Source organism: Bacillus sp. UMB0893, from assembly GCF_002858905.1.
GTDB lineage: Bacteria > Bacillota > Bacilli > Bacillales > Bacillaceae > Bacillus_P.
The window spans coordinates 660,984-682,271 of record NZ_PKLB01000001.1 but is presented as its reverse complement, the minus strand read 5'-3'; the positions used below and the strand labels follow the sequence as shown (position 1 = coordinate 682,271).

The 21,288-nt window shown below is 38.8% G+C and carries 28 protein-coding genes and 2 pseudogenes; 9 read left to right on the top strand and 21 right to left on the bottom strand.

The features are described 5' to 3' along the window. Positions 1 to 294: 294 nt before the first annotated feature. The 4 genes and pseudogenes from CYJ36_RS03495 (at position 295) to CYJ36_RS03480 (ending at position 2,536) form a co-directional block, all read left to right on the top strand. On the top strand, positions 295 to 1,020 hold the full coding sequence (locus tag CYJ36_RS03495; RefSeq protein ID WP_219621061.1) for a hypothetical protein: 726 nt from the start codon (positions 295 to 297) through the stop codon (positions 1,018 to 1,020). Then, positions 978 to 1,244, top strand: a complete 267-nt coding sequence (locus tag CYJ36_RS24750; protein ID WP_101564823.1) for a diguanylate cyclase — start codon at positions 978 to 980, stop codon at positions 1,242 to 1,244. The genes CYJ36_RS03495 and CYJ36_RS24750 overlap by 43 nt, the downstream gene beginning before the upstream one ends. Further along, positions 1,133 to 2,166 (top strand): annotated as a pseudogene (locus CYJ36_RS24745) (putative bifunctional diguanylate cyclase/phosphodiesterase). Before CYJ36_RS24750 ends, CYJ36_RS24745 begins: the two are co-directional and overlap by 112 nt. 79 nt (positions 2,167 to 2,245) lie before the next feature. Then, the gene (locus CYJ36_RS03480; protein WP_101564821.1) at positions 2,246 to 2,536 is read left to right on the top strand and encodes a DUF6509 family protein; all 291 of its coding nucleotides are present in this window, start codon (positions 2,246 to 2,248) and stop codon (positions 2,534 to 2,536) included. A gap of 31 nt (positions 2,537 to 2,567) precedes the next feature. Here CYJ36_RS03480 and CYJ36_RS03475 read toward each other — a convergent pair whose 3' ends face one another. The 5 genes from CYJ36_RS03475 to CYJ36_RS03455 form a co-directional block, all read right to left on the bottom strand. After that, positions 2,568 to 2,963: a cytosolic protein gene (locus tag CYJ36_RS03475; protein ID WP_101564819.1), complete on the bottom strand. Its 396-nt coding sequence runs from the start codon at positions 2,961 to 2,963 to the stop codon at positions 2,568 to 2,570. Positions 2,964 to 3,057: 94 nt separating this feature from the next. Further along, complete coding sequence (locus CYJ36_RS03470; RefSeq protein WP_101564817.1) at positions 3,058 to 3,675, bottom strand: acetate uptake transporter; 618 nt, start codon at positions 3,673 to 3,675, stop codon at positions 3,058 to 3,060. Between the two features lie 859 nt (positions 3,676 to 4,534). Next, on the bottom strand, positions 4,535 to 4,738 hold the full coding sequence (cspD, locus tag CYJ36_RS03465; protein WP_070878053.1) for a cold-shock protein CspD: 204 nt from the start codon (positions 4,736 to 4,738) through the stop codon (positions 4,535 to 4,537). Between the two features lie 648 nt (positions 4,739 to 5,386). Beyond that, positions 5,387 to 5,845, bottom strand: coding sequence for a TlpA family protein disulfide reductase (locus CYJ36_RS03460; RefSeq protein ID WP_101564815.1), 459 nt, complete (start codon positions 5,843 to 5,845; stop codon positions 5,387 to 5,389). Positions 5,846 to 5,916: 71 nt separating this feature from the next. After that, positions 5,917 to 6,459, bottom strand: a complete 543-nt coding sequence (locus CYJ36_RS03455) for a peroxiredoxin (RefSeq protein WP_101564812.1) — start codon at positions 6,457 to 6,459, stop codon at positions 5,917 to 5,919. 326 nt (positions 6,460 to 6,785) lie between these two features. Between CYJ36_RS03455 and CYJ36_RS03450 the strand changes: the two genes are divergently transcribed. Beyond that, positions 6,786 to 7,634 (top strand): mechanosensitive ion channel family protein, encoded by an 849-nt coding sequence (locus CYJ36_RS03450; RefSeq protein WP_180850052.1) that lies wholly within the window; start codon positions 6,786 to 6,788, stop codon positions 7,632 to 7,634. 47 nt (positions 7,635 to 7,681) lie between these two features. Here the strand turns inward: CYJ36_RS03450 and CYJ36_RS03445 are convergent, their stop codons facing one another. The 7 genes from CYJ36_RS03445 to CYJ36_RS03415 form a co-directional block, all read right to left on the bottom strand. Further along, positions 7,682 to 7,924, bottom strand: a complete 243-nt coding sequence (locus tag CYJ36_RS03445; protein WP_101564808.1) for a YkuS family protein — start codon at positions 7,922 to 7,924, stop codon at positions 7,682 to 7,684. A gap of 55 nt (positions 7,925 to 7,979) precedes the next feature. Further along, positions 7,980 to 9,107, bottom strand: coding sequence for an N-acetyldiaminopimelate deacetylase (locus CYJ36_RS03440; RefSeq protein WP_101564807.1), 1,128 nt, complete (start codon positions 9,105 to 9,107; stop codon positions 7,980 to 7,982). Positions 9,108 to 9,180: 73 nt separating this feature from the next. After that, the gene (gene dapD / locus CYJ36_RS03435) at positions 9,181 to 9,891 is read right to left on the bottom strand and encodes a 2,3,4,5-tetrahydropyridine-2,6-dicarboxylate N-acetyltransferase (protein WP_101564805.1); all 711 of its coding nucleotides are present in this window, start codon (positions 9,889 to 9,891) and stop codon (positions 9,181 to 9,183) included. A gap of 92 nt (positions 9,892 to 9,983) precedes the next feature. Further along, entirely contained in the window at positions 9,984 to 10,439 is a 456-nt protein-coding gene (locus tag CYJ36_RS03430; protein ID WP_101564802.1) for a flavodoxin, read from the bottom strand. An 18-nt stretch (positions 10,440 to 10,457) separates the two neighbouring features. After that, a complete protein-coding gene (locus tag CYJ36_RS03425; RefSeq protein WP_101564800.1) occupies positions 10,458 to 11,354 on the bottom strand; it encodes a hypothetical protein in 897 nt (298 codons plus the stop codon). After that, positions 11,344 to 11,820 carry a flavodoxin gene (locus CYJ36_RS03420; protein WP_101564797.1) on the bottom strand — a complete coding sequence of 159 codons (477 nt, stop codon included), beginning with the start codon at positions 11,818 to 11,820 and terminating at the stop codon, positions 11,344 to 11,346. Before CYJ36_RS03420 ends, CYJ36_RS03425 begins: the two co-directional genes overlap by 11 nt. A 126-nt stretch (positions 11,821 to 11,946) precedes the next feature. Beyond that, the gene (locus tag CYJ36_RS03415) at positions 11,947 to 12,816 is read right to left on the bottom strand and encodes a LysR family transcriptional regulator (RefSeq protein ID WP_101564796.1); all 870 of its coding nucleotides are present in this window, start codon (positions 12,814 to 12,816) and stop codon (positions 11,947 to 11,949) included. 109 nt (positions 12,817 to 12,925) lie between these two features. On the opposite strand from CYJ36_RS03415, the gene CYJ36_RS03410 reads away from it, so the two are divergent. Together CYJ36_RS03410 and CYJ36_RS03405 are read left to right on the top strand one after the other, a co-directional pair. Continuing rightward, positions 12,926 to 13,678 carry a sulfite exporter TauE/SafE family protein gene (locus CYJ36_RS03410; RefSeq protein WP_257962383.1) on the top strand — a complete coding sequence of 251 codons (753 nt, stop codon included), beginning with the start codon at positions 12,926 to 12,928 and terminating at the stop codon, positions 13,676 to 13,678. Positions 13,679 to 13,690: 12 nt separating this feature from the next. Further along, on the top strand, positions 13,691 to 14,065 hold the full coding sequence (locus CYJ36_RS03405; protein ID WP_101564794.1) for a VOC family protein: 375 nt from the start codon (positions 13,691 to 13,693) through the stop codon (positions 14,063 to 14,065). 5 nt (positions 14,066 to 14,070) lie between these two features. On the opposite strand, the gene CYJ36_RS03400 is transcribed toward CYJ36_RS03405, so the two are convergent. The 6 genes from CYJ36_RS03400 to CYJ36_RS03380 form a co-directional block, all read right to left on the bottom strand. Then, positions 14,071 to 15,588 carry an MDR family MFS transporter gene (locus CYJ36_RS03400; protein WP_101564791.1) on the bottom strand — a complete coding sequence of 506 codons (1,518 nt, stop codon included), beginning with the start codon at positions 15,586 to 15,588 and terminating at the stop codon, positions 14,071 to 14,073. A gap of 72 nt (positions 15,589 to 15,660) precedes the next feature. Then, on the bottom strand, positions 15,661 to 16,101 hold the full coding sequence (cbpB, locus tag CYJ36_RS03395) for a cyclic-di-AMP-binding protein CbpB (protein ID WP_257962382.1): 441 nt from the start codon (positions 16,099 to 16,101) through the stop codon (positions 15,661 to 15,663). Positions 16,102 to 16,276: 175 nt separating this feature from the next. Further along, positions 16,277 to 16,468, bottom strand: coding sequence for an antirepressor AbbA (abbA, locus tag CYJ36_RS03390; RefSeq protein WP_101564789.1), 192 nt, complete (start codon positions 16,466 to 16,468; stop codon positions 16,277 to 16,279). 73 nt (positions 16,469 to 16,541) lie between these two features. Beyond that, on the bottom strand, positions 16,542 to 17,060 hold the full coding sequence (locus CYJ36_RS03385) for a ribonuclease H-like YkuK family protein (RefSeq protein WP_101564787.1): 519 nt from the start codon (positions 17,058 to 17,060) through the stop codon (positions 16,542 to 16,544). 643 nt (positions 17,061 to 17,703) lie between these two features. Further along, complete coding sequence (locus CYJ36_RS23530; protein WP_180850050.1) at positions 17,704 to 17,853, bottom strand: hypothetical protein; 150 nt, start codon at positions 17,851 to 17,853, stop codon at positions 17,704 to 17,706. Between the two features lie 14 nt (positions 17,854 to 17,867). Further along, positions 17,868 to 18,104: a YkuJ family protein gene (locus CYJ36_RS03380; protein ID WP_101564785.1), complete on the bottom strand. Its 237-nt coding sequence runs from the start codon at positions 18,102 to 18,104 to the stop codon at positions 17,868 to 17,870. Positions 18,105 to 18,306: 202 nt separating this feature from the next. Between CYJ36_RS03380 and CYJ36_RS03375 the strand changes: the two genes are divergently transcribed. Beyond that, on the top strand, positions 18,307 to 19,275 hold the full coding sequence (locus tag CYJ36_RS03375; RefSeq protein WP_101564783.1) for an MBL fold metallo-hydrolase: 969 nt from the start codon (positions 18,307 to 18,309) through the stop codon (positions 19,273 to 19,275). A gap of 10 nt (positions 19,276 to 19,285) precedes the next feature. After that, a complete protein-coding gene (locus tag CYJ36_RS03370) occupies positions 19,286 to 19,531 on the top strand; it encodes a glutaredoxin family protein (protein WP_101564781.1) in 246 nt (81 codons plus the stop codon). Between the two features lie 32 nt (positions 19,532 to 19,563). Here the strand turns inward: CYJ36_RS03370 and CYJ36_RS03365 are convergent. The 3 genes and pseudogenes from CYJ36_RS03365 to CYJ36_RS03355 form a co-directional block, all read right to left on the bottom strand. Then, positions 19,564 to 19,937: pseudogene (locus CYJ36_RS03365) on the bottom strand (manganese catalase family protein); the annotation flags it as partial. A 93-nt stretch (positions 19,938 to 20,030) separates the two neighbouring features. Further along, positions 20,031 to 20,750: a DUF3993 domain-containing protein gene (locus CYJ36_RS03360; protein WP_101564780.1), complete on the bottom strand. Its 720-nt coding sequence runs from the start codon at positions 20,748 to 20,750 to the stop codon at positions 20,031 to 20,033. A 208-nt stretch (positions 20,751 to 20,958) separates the two neighbouring features. Beyond that, entirely contained in the window at positions 20,959 to 21,198 is a 240-nt protein-coding gene (locus CYJ36_RS03355; protein WP_224773308.1) for a hypothetical protein, read from the bottom strand. Positions 21,199 to 21,288 lie beyond the last annotated feature (90 nt).

Genomic DNA, 21,288 nt, shown 5'->3' with positions numbered 1-21,288 from the left:
AAAGTACACGGACGGTAATGCTCTTGTTAATGTGAAAAATGACTTAATCTTTATTCAGCATGCTTTTCCCAGTTTTAAAGTGCTCTATGTATCAGACAAATACAATCAGATTCAGGCAGTAAGATTCAGAAATATATTCAGAGACTTTAAGCCTCATCCAGGAGTTTCTATTCGCTTATCCGTGAAACAAGACTTACCGATATTTATCTATCAGATGCTCCTCATTCTGAATATCTTGTTTCATTGTCGGTACCAGTCGAAAAGAATAAGGCGTTTTATGGATATGTTGTTGGAGTGATTAGACCTTATTCCTTTTTATCCATTATTCAGGAAAACAGCATGAAGAATACGGCCATTACTTTAATTGATAGGCAAAACAAAGTCATCATATCGAATCAGCCAGCAAATAAGACAGGAGCTGCTTTTGCACGGCCAAACAATGAGATTTCAAGTGACGAACTTTTCAATCCTAAGAAAAATGAATCGTTTTCAACATTGCAGGAATGGACTGAAATGTCATACAGCAAAGAAGTTTCAATTGTTTCAGATTTCCCTTGGAAGCTTCGCGTATCCGTTCCTGTTGCCGATTACAAGAATGAACTTTACCAAAAATACATCTCTATGTTTTCATATGCTTATCTTTTCTCAGCAATCGCCTTTTTCATCTCTCTTATTATCAGTCGCTGGATGCAGGCTTCATTAATGAAAATTGGGCAGCTGACAACGAACCTCCCTGATAAGATATTTTTGAATGAGAAAATTAACTGGCCTGATGCCGCTATAAACGAAGCTGCACATATTGTTCATAATTTCAAAGAAACCGAAATAAAACTAAAAAAAATGTTTCATGAGATTGTTGAAAACAAGGAAAATCTTCAGTATTTAGCTCATTATGATCCGTTAACAAATCTTTTTAACCCCACCTATTTCATGCAGCATCTAAATCGGAAATCAATGAAGTTGACGACGATTCAACTATGGCTGTTCTCTTTATCGATTTGGATCGTTTTAAAATCGTGAATGACACACTTGGTCATGAAGCTGGTGATTATCTATTAACCGAGGTTTCCAGCCGTCTGCTTGAAAAACCAGGAAAAATTGTATCATCAGCATGCTTGGCGGAGATGAGTTTATCATTCTGGTTCCTGCTTTTAAAACCCAAACAGAGATTGAGGGATTTGCTCAACTTCTTATTGAGACTTTATCAAATCCTTATCTGGTGCGCGGTAATGAATTTTACCTGACCGCAAGCATAGGGATCAGCCTGTTTCCAACCGATGCAGATGATGTACAAACACTTATAAAGAATGCAGATATTGCCATGTATGATGCAAAAGAAAGAGGAAAAAACAATTATCAATTCTATAACACATCAATTACCAATCGAATGATGACAAAAATTGAAATGGAGAACGAACTTAGACAAGCGATTGAACGGAATCAGCTTGTGCTGTATTATCAGCGACAGGTAAACTTGAAAACTGGCCGTGTTATTGGAACAGAAGCTCTCATTCGCTGGAATCATCCAACACTCGGATTTGTTTCCCCAGCAGAATTCATTCCAATTGCAGAGGAAACGGGTCAAATCATCAAGCTTGGAGAATGGGTTTAAATACAGCTTGTAAACAAGCAAAAGAATGGCACGATAAAGGTCTAAATCATCTAATGATGTCAGTAAACATATCAATGAGGCAATTTTTGCATGAAGATCTAATTCCTTCTATTTTAAATGCTCTTCAAGAGAGCAGGCTGGATCCCGAGTTTTTAAAGCTTGAGATAACGGAAAGTGCAGCTATGCTCCACGCTGATCAAGTATTGCGAAAACTGAACACTTTAAAGGAATTAAAGATTAAACTTGCATTGGATGACTTTGGCACAGGTTACTCATCCCTTCACTATTTAAAAAAACTGCCAGTCGATATCTTAAAAATAGATCGATCTTTTATTAGCGATATTGATTATGATGAAGACGAATTCACCATTGTAAAAGCATTAATTGAAGTCGCTCATCGCCTAGGAATGACCGTAATCGCAGAAGGAGTAGAAACAGAACAGCAAAAAGAGAAATTACGAACCATGAATTGCGACCATATTCAAGGATATGTATTCAGCAAGCCTCTCCCAAGCGAAGAAGTAGAGCGATTAATAGCACCTGTGTACACGTAAAAGTTGTGTTATATCATCTTTTTCGTTAGGATAGGTATGGACAGGAAAAGAGAAATAATCGAGATAGGACTGATACATATTGAACATTACCGCTTATACAGTTGAAAAATTGCATGATCCATTTGGGATATTAGCAGGGAATCGCTACGAGTTCTTTTTAGATCTTGATGTGGATGAAGACGATGAATTATATACAGAAAAAGGCCTTTTATTAAAAGTCATTTATCAGGTGGATGACAGCGGGGGCAGAATATCTGTCTATCATCTAATGGAAAAAGAATCGAATGCTTTTCTTGATTTTGAATTAGATGAAGAGGAAGAAGTCATGATTAAAGATTTTTGTCAGGAGCATTATTTAGCGGAGAATTAAGATAAGCAGGCAACTTCGCCTGCTCCTTTTTTTATTCCTGAACTTTTTTTCCCTCTTCCACGATATGAAACAGAAGATGGGCTAAATGATGAACTGGACCGTATTCTTCTTCTTCTTCATTTGTTTCTTCATTAAACTCAAGATCATTTAAATAAAGAGCAGTGAATTGATAAAAATCCTTTAGCTCAAACGAATAGCAGGCACTTGGATCTTCTTGTTCTTCCTCATAATGGAGGATGAGATACCACTCTTTCCCTGCTTTATCCTCCGCATCAAAAAACACGAAAAAGCCAACATTTGTATCAAGCTCGAATAAATGACGCGTACCGCCTTCTGTAGCGGTATGAAAATCCTCTTCACTCAGTTTTTGGACCGTCATTGCATCTGTTTGATCTTCTTTATGAAACTCTACTGAAAATGAATTCATATTATCTCTCCTATGTATTAGATTCTTATCTATCGTATACCACATTCCTTAAAAAACAAAATGAAGACCTCTTTTAAGTAAAGAGGTCTTCGGCTTATTTTTTAAAGATGCCAAAAGGTTTTCCAATCGGCAAGAAAACTCGTCCAAAGTGAGCATTCAGCACTGCTGCGGCTGAACCATAAAATGATAAGAGTGCAATAAGCATTTCAGACACTGCTGCAAGCATATGTGTCGCTTCGTGCATAATGCCGAAAGAGCTCAATGACAAACCTATAAATAAGAAATCAATAAGAACGAAAATAAAGAATAACACTTTATGAGTTTCCATAGCACCAATTGTCATGAAAAGACTAAAGATTAAATATCCGACAAAAGCAAAGCCAAGCTGCTTTGGATCAACACTCGCTGCAAGCTCTTCACCAAATACACCCAATTGAATGAGCCATGAAGCTCCTACGCCAAGCCAAAAAAGCCCAAATGCACCGAAAGCTGTCGTTCCAAATGTGTTGTTATGCTTCGCATCATTGATGCATGCAAACAACTGAGCAAATCCTCCTAAAAAGATAGCCCACGGTAAAATAAATGAAAGACCTTCAGTTAACCCTAACTTTTGAGAAGACGCAACGAGTGTGACCATTGCAAGTCCAAAAAGCCCTAGTGCTGAAGGATCTGCGGTTGTCATTTTTACTTGCTGTACATTCTGATTGTTCATGATGAACCTCCTATATTTTTAACACATACTTGAACAAGATACAGGATTGAGATTAGGGTGTCAATGACATTTTAGGGGGTTTTAATGGTAAGCGATTTCATTTTAATGAATAAAAAACCCACCCATGATAATAAAAATGGGTGGTTTCCCCTTTTGCTGAAAGCCTTCATTACCGACCATTCCCTCAATGGCCACAGAATGGTTTCCCGCTTGTACTAATGGCCTTACCTCAAATGCCTTCTGCAATCGATATATGATTACATTCGGATGGATGGCCTACTTTGATTTTACTTTTTCCATTTACTAAGGCACCATTCGGCTCGTATGAGTACCTAGAGTTCACTTTTTCCGATTTCCAGGGCACCATTTGCCTCGTATGAGTACCTAGAATTCACTTTTTCCAATTACTAAGGTACCATTCGCCTCGTATGTGTACCTAGAATTCACTTTTTCCGATTTCCAGGGCACCATTCGCCTCGTATGTGTACCTAAAATTCACTTTTTCCGATTTCCAGGGTACCATTCGGCTCGTATTAAGTACCTATAATTCACTTTTTCCAATTACTAAGGCACATTCGCCTCGTATGAGTACCTGGAATTCACTTTTTCCGATTTCCAGGGCACCATTCGGCTTGTATGAGTACCTAGAATTCACTTTTTCCGATTTCCAGGGTACCATTCGGTTCGTATGAGTACCTAGAATTCACTTTTTCCGATTTCTAGGGCACCATTAGGATGGACTGCTAAGATATTTGTTGCAATTAGTACCAGGCTGAATGCTTTTTGTGATCTAGATCCAGCCTGGGATTTTCTATTTTCACAAAAATAAAAAAGCTGCCATATGACAGCTTTTAGCTCATTATAATTTTACAACGTTCTCAGCTTGAGGTCCGCGGTTTCCTTCAACGATGTTGAATTCAACTTCTTGACCTTCTTCTAACGTTTTGTACCCTTCGCCAGTGATCGCGCTGAAGTGAACGAATACATCGTTTCCGCCTTCAACTTCGATAAATCCAAAGCCTTTTTCTGAATTAAACCATTTTACTTTTCCAGTCGCTTGCATGAGAAAACCTCCAAAAATTTTTTAATATGTCCTACTATTTACAACATGGTAAATAAAATATTCACATATTATAAAGAGTATCAATTAGAGGAATAGATAGTCTTTATAACATGTGAATGCTAAACCCCATATGAATTCATCTTAAAAAGATTTGATAGCCTGACAATATCTATTGGTTATTCATTTATTTAACTGTAAACACAAAGCAACGAAAGCCCTACCTCTCTTTCGTCCTTGCGGCTCCGATGACCGCGCCAGCTTGAATTGAGCTAACAAAAATCAAAGGATTTGAACTTAAAAAACCAGATTATCCTAAAAGGATAAATAGAATGTACATCTCTATTATTTCTTGGTAGAAGGGTATACTATTATGAACTAACTTTTTTATTATACATTGAATGAATAACAAAATCAACTTTTTCCATTGACAATACAGAAAAGCGGAATCGCCTGTTTAACCCCGGCAGACAGATAAGGATTCGCCGGAAAAAGCCGGTTTTGCTTTTACTGGCGGAGTTTTTCTGGCCGAGGGGTTAGGCGGTGGAGCTGGACAATGATCAGCGGAACCGCATTGAGATCCATTGAGGTGTCAAGTATTATAAATCATTCAAAAAACACCTCCAGCACATTGGGAGGTGTTTCATCTATTTATGCTTCTGCGTTTTCTGTTTCAGCTAACACACGATTCACGCGTTTTTCAAGCATTTTCATTCCGCTTCCGCCAGCTTGGAAGTGACGAAGTGCTCCAGTTTTATCAAAAACATAGTATGCAGGAACATATTGATTTTCAAATGCATCTGTCAGCTTGTGCTCGCTGTCTACGAAGATCGGCTGTGTGATGTCATGCTCAGCAGCCACTTTTTTAATGTCCTCTAAGTTAAGATCATCTTCAGATCGAGGCATATGAACAGCTACTACATTCAATTTATCCTGATATTGATCACGAAATTCATTTACTTGCGGCATAGCTTCTTTACAAAGATGGCAGCTGACTGACCAAAAATGAATAAGGGTTGGTTTTTCTCCAATCAATTCTTCTTTCGTCAGCTGACCGTTCAGCCATTCTACAGCGCCATTTAATTCTGGCATTTGTTCACGTAGTTTCATTACATTTCCCTCCAATAGTTGTTTCAAAAAAGGCCTAACACAAAGTTAGACCCTTCCTTTACACTTAAAAATTATAGAGTTGCTTGTCCTGGCTTCCAGTTTGCCGGGCAAAGTCCGCCAGTTTGCAATGCTTGAAGAACACGTAATGTTTCATCTACATCGCGGCCAATGTTGTTATGGTTTACAACTGTATACTGTAATTCGCCGTCTGGATTGATGATGAATAGTCCGCGTAGTGCGACACCTTCTTCTTCAATTAATACACCATATTCACGTGAAACCACATGATTTGTATCCGCTGCAAGAGGAAATTTCAAATCGCCAAGACCATTTTCTTTGCGGTCTGTGTTTATCCAAGCTAAGTGAGTGTGGATTGTATCAGTTGAAACACCGATTACTTCTGCATCTAAATCTTCAAATTCATCAAAGCGGTCTGACATTGATGTAATTTCAGTTGGACATACAAACGTGAAATCCATTGGATAGAAGAATAACACTGTCCATTTATCATTTTTCATATTTTCTTCAAGACTTACTTTGCCAAACTCTTTATTTGCCATTACAGCATCCATTTCGAAACGTGGAGCTTGTTTTCCTACCATGCGTTCTGCCATTATGTATCCCTCCAAATGTATTTTGATATCTGAAATCGATATCAGCTTTAATTGAGAATAATCTCAGATTTTCTCAAGTGGCGACTCAATTATTTAACGTTTACTATTATAGAGCAATCTATTTTTTTAGTCAATGTTAAATAATAATTAATTTAAAATAGAGTTTTCTATATTCATTTGAATACATCACTTGTTATTCCCTTAACTGCAAAAAATCAATCATCAAATTTCTGCAAAATGTAATTCAACAATTTAAGTTTAACATGCTGAGCATAGGGTAACCAAATAATTAGCTTCAAAAAGCTTACATAGGAAGGATGTTTTGTATGGAGTTGTTATATAAAATCAATTGGGCCGGCATCTTAACGAATGCGGGAATTATTGCCCTGAAGCTCATTGGAATTCTCATTGCTTTTATTGTTGTAAGGGCAATCGGGACGAAACTGGTAGAAAAAACGTTTACTCGTGTACAAGAACGGCAATCCATTTCTCTCGGCCGTTCACGAACACTGCAAAGCTTAACATTAAATCTATTCTCATATATTCTGATCTTTATTTTTGTCGTCATGGTATTTGAGGTCTTTGAATACGATGCAACTGCACTGCTTGCTGGTGCTGGAGTAGTAGGTTTAGCGATAGGCTTTGGAGCACAGGGATTAGTGAGTGATGTTGTAACGGGCTTCTTTTTGCTGCTGGAAAAGCAGCTTGATGTTGAAGATTATGTGACAACTGCAGGCTATTCTGGAATTGTTGAGCAAGTTGGTTTAAGAACAACCCAAATAAGAAGCTTTGATGGTACGCTTAATTATGTTCCTAACCGGGAGATAATCAGCCTAAGCAACCATTCTCGCGGAAATATGAGAGCTCTGGTCGATATCGGAATATCATACGATGATAACATTGACGATGCAATTGCCGTCATGCAGGAAGCATGCGACCGAATTGCATCAGAGGATCCTGCAATTCTAGAAGGTCCAAGTGTCATCGGTGTTCAAGGCCTTGGTGCATCAGATGTTGTCATCCGCATTATTGCCAAAACCGAAAACATGATGCAGTGGGGTGTTGAGAGAAACCTTCGGAAAGTATTAAAAGAGACATTAGATGCGAACGGAATTGAAATCCCATTCCCTCATCAGGTTTTTATAGAAAAGAAGGCGAATGAAGTTCAAAACTAAGGAGAGCATATAAAAAGCTGCCACAACTTGTGGCAGCTTTTCCTCCGTCATTGAAGCCTGCTTTCTACTTGCTGACAAATTTCATCGGCTGTATACCCGCTTGCACTAAAAACAGAACCCGAAGTAACAGCATCACTGATCCCCATTATGTTGGAATCCTGACCCGTAATGATGCAGAAGTCACAGCTTTTTGCGTCTTCTTCGTTTCGCAACTGCACAACTTCATAGCCTTTTTCCTGTAAAGCAGCTGATACGTCAGATAATGATTCTTCAACACCAATTTTCGGCATTTCATCCACCTCCTATCACTAATGTGTCTCATGAAGGTGACCTTTATTCTATGATTCAGTTGGCTTTATAGAGAAAATATTTGCATAGAAGGTCCACTGCAGTTCCAATGGCTTCTTCTTTAGGCTGAAGCTTTGAATGATGCAGGCCATAAGGCGATTCAACCCCGAGCCAGAACATAAACCCAGGAATTTCATCCAGCATATAGCCGAAATCTTCTCCTGTCATAGCTTCACGGCATAAAACAACTTCTGTACCTGTATTCGCTTTAGTGAAGTCCATAAATTCTTCAGTCAATTCATGATGATTGTACACTTGGTGATACATAGAACCGTAGTCAATTACCGCTTTGCATGCATAGCCGATTTCAAGACCGTTCACCAATGCTTCAATCCGTTCTTTCACTTTTGCCATCGATTCAACAGACAGCGTTCTGATTGTCCCTTCTAGTCTTGCATTTTCAGCAATAATGTTCTGTACGGTCCCTCCAGTGATCTTGCCAAACGTGATGACTGCACTGTCTAAAGGATCTACGTTTCTTGCTACAACAGACTGCAGCTGTGTAACCAATGAAGCGGCAGCAACAATCATGTCCTGGGTTGTATGAGGATAGGCAGCATGTCCTCCCTTGCCTTTCAAATCAATAAACAGCTCAGACGTATTGGCAAAAAGCAGTCCAGGACGAGTTGCAATCGTCCCTGCTGGATATTCAGGTGCAATATGAAGTGCAGTAATTAAATCCGGCTTCCATTCTTTCATAATGTCACTGCGGAGCATTGGCTCAGCACCCCCAGGTCCTTCTTCAGCCGGCTGAAAAAGAAAAAGCAGGTCATCCCGCACAGGATTATGAACAAAGTAACTTAGAACACCAAGAGCAATTGTCATATGAAAGTCATGGCCGCAGGCATGCATGCGGTCTTGATGCTCAGATTGAAACGAATAATCTGTTTCCTCAACAATTGGAAGTCCATCCATATCTGCACGGTAAGCAATTGTTTTCAAAGGATTAAGACCTTTGACTTTAACGAAAATCCCTGTTTTCCATGTCTTAACTTCCAGTCTTTCACCTGGCAGAGAAGCTAGATAATTCAAGAGATACTCTTGAGTTTTATACTCTTGAAATCCAAGCTCCGGAATACGATGGAGATCTCTTCTGATATTTATTAATCCTTGAAATTGAATCATCATTTTTCCCCCTGACACCTATAGAGAAGGCGTGGATGATAGCCACCCACGCCGTAAAACAAAAACTAAAAAATTAAAGTTGTCTTAATTCTTGTTTGATTTCTGTTTTTGATTTTGTTTTTTCATCGATATCTTTAATTTTGCGTGCAGGTGTACCTGCTACAACTGTATAAGGAGCAACATCATCAATTACAATCGCTCCAGCAGCCACTACAGCACCTTTTCCGACAGTCACGCCTTCAAGGACAACAGCATTTGCTCCAATCACTACATCGTCTTCAATGACAACCGGTTTAGCTGAAGGCGGTTCAATGACTCCCGCAAGAACAGATCCCGCTCCAATGTGGCAGTTTTTGCCGACCGTTGCGCGTCCGCCAAGAACGACATTCATATCAATCATTGTGCCTTCGCCAATAACAGAACCGATATTAATAGAAGCTCCCATCATGATAACAGCATTGTCGCCAATTTCAACTTGATCACGAATGATTGCGCCTGGCTCGATGCGTGCTTTAATTCCTTTCATGTCCAATAAAGGAATAGCAGAATTGCGGCGGTCATTCTCAACAATAAAGTCTTCGATTTTCGCCTCATTATTATTTATTGCCTGCTGAATTTCAGCCCATTCACCGAATACGACACCGCTGTTTCCATTTAAAAACGTTTTTGAAGTAGTTCCAAAATCAATTCCTTCTAAATCGCCTTTAACATATACTTTCACTGGTGTCGACTTTGTGCTATTTTGAATAAATGAAATAATCTCATTTGCATCCATCGTTTTCATATGTATTCCTCCTTCAGGCTATGTACTTCATTACTGTATCAAAGGAAGAGTATGTTGACAAGCAGATTGACTGCACAATTTAAAGAAAGAAATCAGAGAATAGCAGTTTTCACAACCCCTGCAAACTGACGTCCAAATTCCAAACACTCATCTTCTTGCTCTCCATCTGGAAAACATTCAATCTTAAGACTGTCCATTACAAGAACTCCGTTGTTATCTTTTATTTTTTCAGCGAGAAGATCAACAGCTCCGCAGAAAACCTCATATGCCGTATCACCAGATCCAAACAGCGCAATGGTTTTATCTGATAAGTCATATTCATCCATCTCATCATAAAAATCCAGCATTTCATCCGGCAATTCGCCATCTCCCCACGTATAAGCCCCGATTAGAAAGTGATCGTATTTTGTGAAAATTGAGCCATCAATATCCATTGTCTCAAACTTTTCGGCCTCAGCTCCAGCTGAAGTCAATCCCTTTTCAATTAAGTCAGCTATGGCTTCTGTGTTTCCAGACATGCTGGCATAAATAATCGCTGTTTTCCCCATTAACCTCAGCTCCCTTTCTTAATGAACAAGATCAGAAAAAGCATGTAGATCCCGCTGTTTACTTTCATACAATCCTGCAGCAAAAAAAGTACTGCCTGTGCCTGCTACGCGAAATGCATGACCTTTCAGCGTTTCTGCCGGAAAAAGATCCATCGTATCTGCGTTTAAGGTATAAATTCTTGAATATCCATATTTGTCCTGGCTTGAGGAAGCATAGATAACGGTTTCATTACAGAAAATATCTAAGAAAGCTTCCTCACTGAATATCGTTTGGCAGGAGGACCAAAATGTCATACTCCGGTCTTCCAAGTTTGCCATTTCAATACTTCCAGATGCTCCTTTGGAAGAACCTTTGCAAATAAGCAGATTTCTATTTTTATCGACAGCAATTGACGAGATCATCGAATGAGTTTCCTTTTTAACTCTGGTGACTGAACCTTTGCTGCAATCATATTTCCACAGGCCTCCGTTCTCAGCATGAATTTGTGTACCGATATATAGCTGGTCCCCATGAAGACATAAAGAGCGAATGACAGGTTTTGAAGCCAGATTTTTAAATGGCTTGTAGCCTGTCCATGATCTGCCGTAATCGCTTGATTGATAAATTGTATGTTTTCCATGTATGACTGCATGGCCACTATCGTTTCCTGTGATCGACCAGATGGCAGCTGTTGTTGGCAAGTGCGCTGTCAAACTTGTAAAATCTTCAGTATTTAGGCGGAAAATAAAACCTTCTTCCCCAACTCCGAATAAATAGGTTCCAAGCATTTTTAAACTGCGGATCGTTTTATCAAGAATTAAAGGCTCTTCCCAATGATCATTTCCATCATAGAAATAAAGACCTTCACCCTTTATCGCAACAAAATATCCGCTGTCTGTAAATTTTTCAACGGCAGTCGCCCCTCTATGAAACATTGGTTTTCACCCTTTCTTCTAGAGCACACCATCCAGCAAAGGCAGCAGCAAACTGAGTACATTCATTAATATCCTCTTCGGTTTCAGGAGAACCTTCTATTTTGAGCATTTCCGAATAGACTGAGGCACCAGTACTCACGCATCTCTCATTAAATAAGGCTACAGCTTCGCAAAATTTCGGATAGGCGTGATCTCCAGATCCAAAGCAGCCAATCTTTTTACCTGTAAGATCCGCACCCTCCAGTTCATCGTAGAAATCCTCTGCTTCGTAAGGAAGATCTCCATCTCCCCACGTATAGCTGCCAACAAGAATTCGGTCATATTGCAATAATTCCTCTATTGAACAATATTCAATTTCTTTATATGTAACTTCAATCGCATTTTCCACAAGCGAATTTCCAATCAATTTTGCGATATCTTCTGTGTTTCCTGACATGCTTGCATATATGATAAGAGTTTTTTCCAATTGATTCACCTCTTTAATTGATAATGATTTTCATTTTCATAAGTACACTATAATTGATATTGATTCTCATTGTCAATGATGTTTATCAAAAAGAAAAAGCAGCCACACCTTGCAGCTGCTCAGGAATTATTCACTATTTTCTTTTACTACCTCAAGGAATGCCTGTACTTGCTTAAGCTTAAAAGAAGACTCAAACCCAAGCAGCCACGTATCCCGTACGATAGGTTCTCCGTGCTCATTCAGCAAGGGAATTTTATAGATATCCCTCTCATCATCGAGCAAAGTAACAGATGGCAGGATGGCATAGCCGATTCCATTATAGGCCATTTGTTTGCACGTTTCGATTTGATCAACAACAATTGTCCGTTTAGGACTGCCTTGAAAATGCTTATGCCACCAATCCTGGATTTCCTGATAGTAGGAAGAATCGCTTTTGAATTGAATGAACGGCCTTTCCGTTTCAGCCAACTCCTCCACATTTTGAATTTCAGTATCGACTAAAAAAAGAGAATCCGTCAGCAAATGCTGCTTAACACCTTTCCACTCCGGATTGCCTCTGATTATTCCAACATGCACATGGTCTTCATACATACTTTTTAATATTTCGCTGCTCCAGCCGGTAATAAGCGAAATTTTTGCATGCGGGTATTTATTCACATATTGCTTTAAAATATTTGGCAGCCAGTGCTGGCCGATAATCGACGCAACTGCAATTTTAAGTGTGCCATGAACCTCACCTTCAAGCTCTGAAATTTCCTCTCTGAGCTTTTCTTCTTTCTTCGTTACTTCCCGGGCAAATGCAACAATTTTTTCCCCTGAGGGTGTCAGCGTCAATCCCTTTTGAGAACGAATAAAGAGCTGAAAGCCCCAAGATTTCTCGATTGACTGCAGCCTTTGTGAAAGAGCTGGCTGTGAAACAAACAGCCGCTCCGATGCTTTTCTCATATTCATTTCTTCTGAAAGGACAACGAGCATCCTTAATTCTGTTAATTGCATGTCTTTCTCCTTGATAAGTTTTTCTTATATTATAAGCTAATTTTTTCATAATTTCATTATCATAAAAGGAAGATTATACTAATTAAGAGAAATGTTTTCAAAATACCCCATGAAAGCAGGTAATGCTTATATGGAATGGCCGTTATTTTTTATTGGGATTTCTGCGACCTTTGTCGGCACCTTGGCAGGCAGCGGCGGTATGATCAATATGCCTCTGATGATGCTGTATGGACTTCCTATTCACACCATCATCTCCTCTAATAAGTTTGCAAACACGCTCAGTTCTTTCTCAAGTTTTTTAGTTTTATTAAAAAAACGGGATGTTCATTTTAACGAAGTCCTTTATACAATTCCTTTTACATTATCTGGAGGAATGGCTGGGGCCTACTTCACAAGCAGGATTAATGAAGGGACCATGACCTTAATCGCTCTGTTTCTGCTGGTCTTTGCTCTAGTTTTAAACTTTATCAAGAAACCAAAAGCACTCGGTGAAAGGGAAAGTAAACTAAAGAAAAGAATCTATCCTCTCGTCTTTGGGATTGGCGCTTATGACGGGATGTTTGGACCAGGTCAAGGAACACTTTTAATGTACACATTCCTCCACAACGGATTTTCGTATATCAAATCCGTTGCCTTTACAAGATTTCAGACATTCATAAGCTGTTCGGGCGCATTTACCATGTATGCCATAGCAGGAATGATGGACTGGAGCATCGCAATAAGCCTGGCAGCAGGAAGTATTATTGGTGCACAAATGGCTGTAAGAGTTGCAAAACGGATGAGTATGAAGCACGCCTCGATGATCATACGCTTTATTACTGTTCTATTGATACTTCAATTATTTTATAATCTTATTTTTTAGGAGGTGCCTATTTTGGATCTGTCAATATTAAGTCTTCACCATATTCAATTATGTGTGCCGCATGAAGCAGAGGAAAAGGCACGTGAATTTTATTTAGAAATGCTTGGATTCGAGGAAATAAAAAAACCCGCTTCACTTTTGAAAAATGGCGGATTTTGGTGCAAAGCGGCTAACGTAGAGCTTCATATCGGCCTTGAAAACATGGAACATGCCAATAGCAAGCGTCATCCTGCCTTTCAAGTTGAAGATCTGGAGGCGGCCCGGTTTCTTTTGGCAAAGAATCACATTAGGATTCAAGAGGAAACAGCTATCCCTGGATTAAACCGTTTTTCTTTTTTTGATCCATTTGGAAACCGAATTGAATTGCTTCAGTTTGAAAAAGCGTAAGGTCTTTATTCCTTACGCTTTTTTTCTTTTGGCAGTTGCATAATCATTAGAAAACTAATGACAGCAAAAGCGAAAACAACCGCATAAACACTATGAAGAGAATGTGTGAGGCCATTCTGAAGAGCTTGAACGGACTGTTTTGAAAGCTTTGAGGCTGCATCAGAGCTTAACAGCTGATTAACCGAATCCAAATTGACTGATTCACTGATTCCTTGTTCATTGAAGTATTTCTGCAGCCTCGTATTTAAAATTCCTCCTAGAAGAGCAGCGCCGATCGTGTTCCCCAACGTTCTCATAAACATGTTTGCTGCTGTTGCTGCTCCTCTCTGCTCCCAGCTGACCGTACTTTGTATGGAAACGATAAATGACGTAGTTGTCATTCCCATGCCTATTCCAACAATAAACGATCCAAACGCTGCCCATAAAGGACCATCATCCTGTGTGAGTGTGAAAAAAATGACACTTCCTGCAATCAAAGCAGCTCCACCAATGACAGAAGTTGTCCTAAATCCAATCTTTAACAACAATCTGCCGGAAACAGTTGCTGCAATGGGCCACCCTATAGACATAGCGGTCAGAGTGAAGCCAGCTACAATAGGAGTTTGCTTCATCACAGCTTGTACATATGCCGGCAGAAAAGAAGAAATGCCAATAAGCATGACGCCTGTCGTTAAAGAGGTCATATTAGCGATAAAGATACTCTTTTCTCTCCAAATTCCAAATGGCATCATAGGCTCTAAGGCCCGTTTTTCCTGTCGAATAAATAAGACAAAAGAAAGAGTGGCAGCAGCAGCCAAAATGAAGATTGGCGAAGAGTACCATTCCCATCTTATCCCGCCATCAACCAGGACAATCATTGCTGTACTAATAGATACAAATAATAAAAAAGCACCTTTATAATCAATCGAATGCTTTTTCTTCTCTACATTTTCATGAAGAAAGCGCATCAAACCTGCAATTGCCAGGATTCCTAGCGGAATGTTAATCCAAAAGACAAACCGCCAGCTGACAAATTGGACCAGCAATCCTCCCAAAGCAGGACCCATGATGGCTGAAATGCCCCATACACTTGATAAATACCCTTGAATTTTAGCCCTTTCTTCTTTTGAGTAAATATCACCGACAATAGTTGATGCAATTGGCATAACAGCTCCTGCCCCAAGTCCCTGCACAAATCTGGCAGCAATCAGCCACTCCATTGAACTTGTTAATCCGCATAGAATTGAACCTAATAAAAACACTGCAATTCCAAAAATTAAAACCGGCTTTCTCCCAAACAAATCAGACAGCTTACCATATATTAAGACTGTCACTGCGTTCATCAGCAGATAAGAAGAAAAAACCCAGCTGTACAGAGAAAAACCCCCAAGTTCGCCAACAATTGCAGGCATGGCTGTAGAAACGATCGTTGCCTCTATCGCTGCCATAAACATAGCAAGCATGACGGCTGCTAATACAAAGGGCCGCTTCATGCCTGAAGGTCCTTTATTCATTTGTTCTCTTTCTAAAACAGCCTGAACCATTGTATTTCTTCCCCTTTTAACAAACAACAAAAGAAGGAGTCTTATGCCCCTCCTTCTTAAACCATTTTTTTATCATTTACTTGTCATTTGTTTTTTCAATTTTTTTAAAATCGCACGTCTAGTCAAAATACCTTCAAAGATCCCTTCATGATCGACTACACAGACAAATGAATGGTCAATCACAAGGTCCAGCCCTTTTGAAAGCGGATCATTTATATATAGACTGGGAATATCAGAATTCATCGCTTCTTCAACTTTCATATGCTCTAACTTTTCAAATTCAATTCGCTGCAAGCCTAATATGGCATCCATCATCATATTCGTTCCAAGCAGTCCATGCAGCTTATAATATGGATCCAGTACAGGCACTGCTGTATACCCCGTCTTTGTCAAAACAAGCAGAGCGTGCTCAAGGTTGTTTCCAAGCTGAACATGCGCAACCTTATCTGCAGGAATCATATATTCCTCTATTGTTAAATCACTTAATAATTCTTTTTTATGTATACTAATCACACTGTTCTTCCTCTCTAAAAAAGTTCAGACCGAACATTATTACCCCTATTTGCCCCAATTGAAACGTCTCCATTATATTTTAACACAAAGTCATCAATTACATGTTGAGATCCCCGCTTTAAGACCATAAAAAAAGATACTCTGATGCTCCTGAGTATCATGGTATATGTAATCTCTATAGTTCAAACCTGATTCTATCATACAAACTCACCAGTTTCTGATACGTGGCGTGATCTGTTTGCTTTGTACCACTTTCAATTTCATAAATCTCACTGCTGATCAGTTCTAATGCGTACTGTTGTTTTAATAATAGTTCCACTAAAAACCTTTGATCATCTGAAGAAAGTATTTCAACTGCTGAATTCATTTTTATTGCCCCCTTATGATTTAGCATAATCAATTTTCATTCTCGGCGTCAAACGCAAAATCCGACACAATCCTTACTTAGTGAATCGATTGGCATAGCTGAATGCTGTGTAAGAATCAGGCTTTATTTTCGCTTCAATACCCATTGACTGTATTCTTCCAGTCATCTCCTGTATTAAGTCTTTCGTAAGACCTTTTCTGCCGATATCTAAGTGAATTTCAAATATCAAATCTGCTCCTTCGTCTGAGTAAGGAATCAGGATTTCAGCAATTTCTGTTAAATAGCTTGATGTGAATGTATAGGCCAATTCCTGACTTAGTGTTGTTTCCATTGATATTTTTTCATGAAGACTTTTAATCGGTCTTGAAATGGTCATGTTTTTCAAACAGCCCCATGCTCCTTTACCAATTCGATGTACGTGTATGGCTGTAATGAATTTTGTATCATTCTGATGAACATGCGAATCTGTTCCAATAGACAGTGTGTACTCAGATCTGGGATCATTTGAAATGAAAGTTTTTATTCTTTCTATGACAGCTCCAAATGACATGTTTCCTTCAGACACATTATAAAAGGTATAGTGATCAGTCATAAGACAGCTCCTTTTTTTTGTAAAAAATACGGAAACAACATATTATATGTTTAATTGCCGGGAGTGTTGAGTAAAAATGACGTAAAGTTTATAGTATATTTTTTCCTCACTCCGGATTATTTAAACAGTAGAATGCTGTTTGCATAGGAGCACATCCTTTTTATAAAGAAAACCACATGATGCCTTTTACTAGAATCGCACCCTCTCCTTTTTCACTCGAAATTCATCATTCCCATATAAGACGCTCTCAAATTCATAAAAGTTTCCGATTTTATAAAAATTTTTCTATAAATCTGCACGAATTAATAAATGCAGGAATTTATTCTTTATTATGACTATTCTTAACAAACAAATATAAACCACCGTGATAACAGGTGGTTTTCTCTGCGGCTGAAAGCCTTATCCAGCTCGAATAGGTACCTAGATTTCGCTTTTTCCGGTTTCTAGGGCATCATTCGATTGGGTACCTGAATTTCGCCTGGTAACCATTCAGATGAGATTGCTAATATATTGGGTGGGGGACCATACATATTTTAGCACCTCGGAGGAGTTTTTTAGTACCTCACTATAAGCTTTTTGGAACTTAGGCCTAGCCAAGATTTTCATTTTCTCAATAAAAAAAACAGCCAATAGTCTTGGCTGCTTAACCTTTTTTCGTTTGAATATTACGCATATGATAATTGCAGTTGGAACACGAATAAATGACATTTTGATTAGACTGAGCGGTCAGCACCTCATCAAGCGGCTTAGACTCATGACAATTCGGACAAATGACGCTTGGTTTCGTATTCAATCAGTTCCCTCCTATTATTGGAGCAAATCAAAAATTTCAATTGCGATCATATCGATATTATCAAATTGATAAGATTGAGGCTTTTCATCCTTTTGAAATACTTCTAATTCGAACGTATCGGTTTTATCAAAGTATTTAACACTGCAACGTTTTTCACCCTCAACTTCAAAGAAGCGCTGGTTGGGTTCATTTGAAGTCGCGTTTTCTTGCAGACTTTGAAGTCTAGTAATGATACCTAAAAGCTGTGACATTAGTATCACCTCCAACAGAGTGAGTCAACTTGAGGTCCGCCTTCGCCTCTAGTTTGTGCGTCCTTATTTATTCTATCCATCCATTTTAATAGCGTATATAATCAGAATATTCGGTTCCTATTCTTTACTTTATTACAAAGCAAACTTAAAATGGTACTGATGGGAGAAACCAATTTTTTAAAGATCACAAGGGGGTTAATAAATGTCGCTTGTAACCAAAATTGATGAACGTTTTGCAATCATTGATAGCCATGATTTAGGGATGACGGGTCGGACAAGTTCTTATGTATTACTTGAAGAGGATATCACACTCTTTGAGCCTTCATCAAGTCCTTCTATCATACATATTAAAAAAGGGCTGGATGAACTAGGTGTGAATCTAGATGAAATAGCCAATATTATCGTCACACATATTCACCTTGACCACGCTGGCGGCGCGGGTTTGCTGCTTGAAAGCTGTCCGAATGCGAAGATTGTCGTGCATCCAAAAGGAGCAAAACATTTAATTAATCCATCTCGCTTAATTGCTGGAGCAAAAGCTGTTTATGGAGATAAATTTGATGAGCTTTTTTCTCCGATTGTACCTGTTCCAGAGAATCGCATTCTTATAAAAAATCACGAAGATACACTCCGTATCGGTCCAGATTCCCTTCTGACCTTTTATGATTCACCGGGGCATGCAAATCATCATTTCAGTATATTCGATCATAAAAGAAACGGGATGTTCACTGGAGATACACTTGGAATTTTTTATCAGGAGCTTTTGCCTGATGGAATAGAGTTTTATTTGCCGTCTACTTCTCCTAATCAATTTAACCCTGAAGCAATGGAGAGGTCAGCAGCATTTTACGAAAGCTTGCATTTAAATTCTGTGAACTTCAGCCATTTCGGAGTCAGTCTTCATCCTCAAAAAGCAATTGATGCAATGAGAAAATGGCTGCCTGTCTTTTTAGAATCAGCTGAAAAGGGAATTTCAAAATCTAAGCCTTTTTCTTTAGAAAATGCAGCAGAACATGTTAAACTGGAGCTTCATAAATCAGTGTCTGCATACTTAGATGAAAAAGGTGTCCCGCGAACGCATCGTGTCTATGACATACTGGAATTAGATTTATCTGTTTGTGCGATGGGTCTTGTGGATACTTGTATAAAGAGAATGAAATCCAGTACGTAAAGGAGTCTTTATGTCCCAGAAAAAACGAGTTGACGTATACACGCAGCCTGACTGCCCGCCATGTCAGATTGTTAAACAATTTTTAGACCACAACAAAATCGTTTACACCGTTTATGATGTATCAAAAGATCATCAAGCCAGAAATAAAATGATTCAGGAGTTCAAATCCTATTCTACTCCGACTGTTTCTGTAGACGGGGAAATCGTAGCTGGATTTGATCTTCAAAAGCTCGAGAAATTGCTCAATCTTGCATAAAACAAAAGCTGGCCATTAGAACGGCCAGCTTTTTATATGCCTGCAGATCGAAGCAGTCTTACCGCAATTTCATCAAAATCTTCTTTCGAAATACCTGGGCAAATTCCTCTGGCACTTCTTCTAAATCAGGAACAGGCGCTCCCGCAGGCATTCCGTCGAATACTTTGAGAGGCTTTCCATCAATCGGGTGAGGACCTTTCCATATTTTATCGATATCCCGATAATCTGTATCACTGAATGTATATAATCGCAAATGAATTCCCTGATCTTCAAATTTTCGCGCAGCATCAAATTTTTTGTTGTCTAAATTCGGTATTGGCAGCATTTTGCCAAGGTCGACTCCTGTAATGACTTCCAGTTGATTAACAAAAGCGAAGGGGCCAACGCCCACTCCGGCAAGCAGATAAGAATCGGTGCTGTTCTCAGATTCCTTAACTTCATGATCTACAACCTTTTCGTTAACGACAAGAAAAAACACAGAGCACCTTTTCCCTGTGTTTTACTCATTTTCAAAAGCAACATTATTTGCATGATCGTCAGACTGGAAATATGCTGTTAAAAAGTTTTTTGCTTTAAAGTAAGATGTCCATAAGCTTAAATCAAATACTAATTCCTTCTTGTTCATTAATGCTTCAGGATATTCCATTCCGCTCCCCGCATTTTCTGAGATTGTTTTTGAGAAAAGCATACTGATACTGATCGGAGAATCTCCTGTATTTTTTTCAGTATGAACAGCTTCAATTTTCGGCTCTTCGTCTGCATATTCTATTGAGGAGATTTTATAGCCCCCGTCCTCTTCCTTAAATTCTACTGCTTCATAATGGTCTTCATAACTGACTGGACCTTCATCTTCCCCTTCGAAAAATTGATAAAGCTTCAGGGTGCTGTTTTCTCTCCCAAACTCCATTTTTTCATTGTAATTGAAGAAAGGGATACCGTAAGAAGTAAAATCACTGCCATAAACGATGTATTCATTCTCCCCTTTTTGAACATTTTCTTTCATATATTCACTAATAAACTCATCTGTAAAGTATGGCGATAATGTTTTCTCAATCTCCTCAAAGGAACGTTCTGTTTCTGTTAAAGCAAGCTGTGCCTCGGCTGCGTTCTGTACAATGTCAACAGCCTCTTGTTTTCCTATCGCGGCTTCTGCATGACCAGCTTGTCCAAAAGCAAAAAACAGAATGAGTGCGGCAAATATGCTGGAAAACAGTTTCATTATTATTTCCTCCCAATTATTATTAGTCCCTTTATCTTATCAAACTAGAAACTTCTTCCAATAAACTTTCATTCGCAAAATAACATCATATTCTGACAATTTCTCTTATATTATTTATTACCCTTATTAAAAAAGATTAATCCTATAATTCAGGCGAATAACAATCGGACTTAAAACACACAAAAAACAGCAGCAATTGCCGCTGTTTTCACCATGTTCTCGTATAGGCTAAATAAAAAATGTAGATTGAAATAAAAGCTGCTGCAATCATGCAGGCAAGAAAAACTGGATTCCGAAGATAAGGATGCCTTTGTATTTTTTCATTTATGGGCGTATCTATTTCACTTTTCCTGGCATCGACAAGTCTGCCAACATTGATTGTATATAGCAGCCCACCTGCAGCAATCATAACTGCTAGAATAGCCAGTGCCAATGTGAATTTATCCATCGTTTCACTCCTTAAATCGTCAGCGCAAACACCTAACCCGCAGTGAAAATTACTTATTCCTTAAGAGCTGGCAAAATCAGCTTCCCTGTG

Excerpts from the sequence above, each read along its gene's own strand:
- CYJ36_RS24750 (WP_101564823.1), top strand. The coding sequence starts at position 978 with ATGGCTGTTCTCTTTATCGATTTGGATCGTTTTAAAATCGTGAATGAC.
- CYJ36_RS03475 (WP_101564819.1), bottom strand. The coding sequence starts at position 2,963 with ATGAATTCATTTTCAGTAGAGTTTCATAAAGAAGATCAAACAGATGCA.
- CYJ36_RS03470 (WP_101564817.1), bottom strand. The coding sequence starts at position 3,675 with ATGAACAATCAGAATGTACAGCAAGTAAAAATGACAACCGCAGATCCT.
- cspD (WP_070878053.1), bottom strand. The coding sequence starts at position 4,738 with ATGCAAGCGACTGGAAAAGTAAAATGGTTTAATTCAGAAAAAGGCTTT.
- CYJ36_RS03460 (WP_101564815.1), bottom strand. The coding sequence starts at position 5,845 with ATGAAACTACGTGAACAAATGCCAGAATTAAATGGCGCTGTAGAATGG.
- CYJ36_RS03455 (WP_101564812.1), bottom strand. The coding sequence starts at position 6,459 with ATGGCAGAACGCATGGTAGGAAAACAAGCTCCACGTTTCGAAATGGAT.
- CYJ36_RS03450 (WP_180850052.1), top strand. The coding sequence starts at position 6,786 with ATGGAGTTGTTATATAAAATCAATTGGGCCGGCATCTTAACGAATGCG.
- CYJ36_RS03445 (WP_101564808.1), bottom strand. The coding sequence starts at position 7,924 with ATGCCGAAAATTGGTGTTGAAGAATCATTATCTGACGTATCAGCTGCT.
- CYJ36_RS03440 (WP_101564807.1), bottom strand. The coding sequence starts at position 9,107 with ATGATTCAATTTCAAGGATTAATAAATATCAGAAGAGATCTCCATCGT.
- dapD (WP_101564805.1), bottom strand. The coding sequence starts at position 9,891 with ATGAAAACGATGGATGCAAATGAGATTATTTCATTTATTCAAAATAGC.
- CYJ36_RS03430 (WP_101564802.1), bottom strand. The coding sequence starts at position 10,439 with ATGGGGAAAACAGCGATTATTTATGCCAGCATGTCTGGAAACACAGAA.
- CYJ36_RS03425 (WP_101564800.1), bottom strand. The coding sequence starts at position 11,354 with ATGTTTCATAGAGGGGCGACTGCCGTTGAAAAATTTACAGACAGCGGA.
- CYJ36_RS03415 (WP_101564796.1), bottom strand. The coding sequence starts at position 12,816 with ATGCAATTAACAGAATTAAGGATGCTCGTTGTCCTTTCAGAAGAAATG.
- CYJ36_RS03410 (WP_257962383.1), top strand. The coding sequence starts at position 12,926 with ATGAAAGCAGGTAATGCTTATATGGAATGGCCGTTATTTTTTATTGGG.
- CYJ36_RS03400 (WP_101564791.1), bottom strand. The coding sequence starts at position 15,588 with ATGGTTCAGGCTGTTTTAGAAAGAGAACAAATGAATAAAGGACCTTCA.
- abbA (WP_101564789.1), bottom strand. The coding sequence starts at position 16,468 with ATGAATTCAGCAGTTGAAATACTTTCTTCAGATGATCAAAGGTTTTTA.
- CYJ36_RS03385 (WP_101564787.1), bottom strand. The coding sequence starts at position 17,060 with ATGACTGATCACTATACCTTTTATAATGTGTCTGAAGGAAACATGTCA.
- CYJ36_RS03380 (WP_101564785.1), bottom strand. The coding sequence starts at position 18,104 with ATGTCACAGCTTTTAGGTATCATTACTAGACTTCAAAGTCTGCAAGAA.
- CYJ36_RS03375 (WP_101564783.1), top strand. The coding sequence starts at position 18,307 with ATGTCGCTTGTAACCAAAATTGATGAACGTTTTGCAATCATTGATAGC.
- CYJ36_RS03370 (WP_101564781.1), top strand. The coding sequence starts at position 19,286 with ATGTCCCAGAAAAAACGAGTTGACGTATACACGCAGCCTGACTGCCCG.
- CYJ36_RS03360 (WP_101564780.1), bottom strand. The coding sequence starts at position 20,750 with ATGAAACTGTTTTCCAGCATATTTGCCGCACTCATTCTGTTTTTTGCT.
- CYJ36_RS03355 (WP_224773308.1), bottom strand. The coding sequence starts at position 21,198 with ATGGATAAATTCACATTGGCACTGGCTATTCTAGCAGTTATGATTGCT.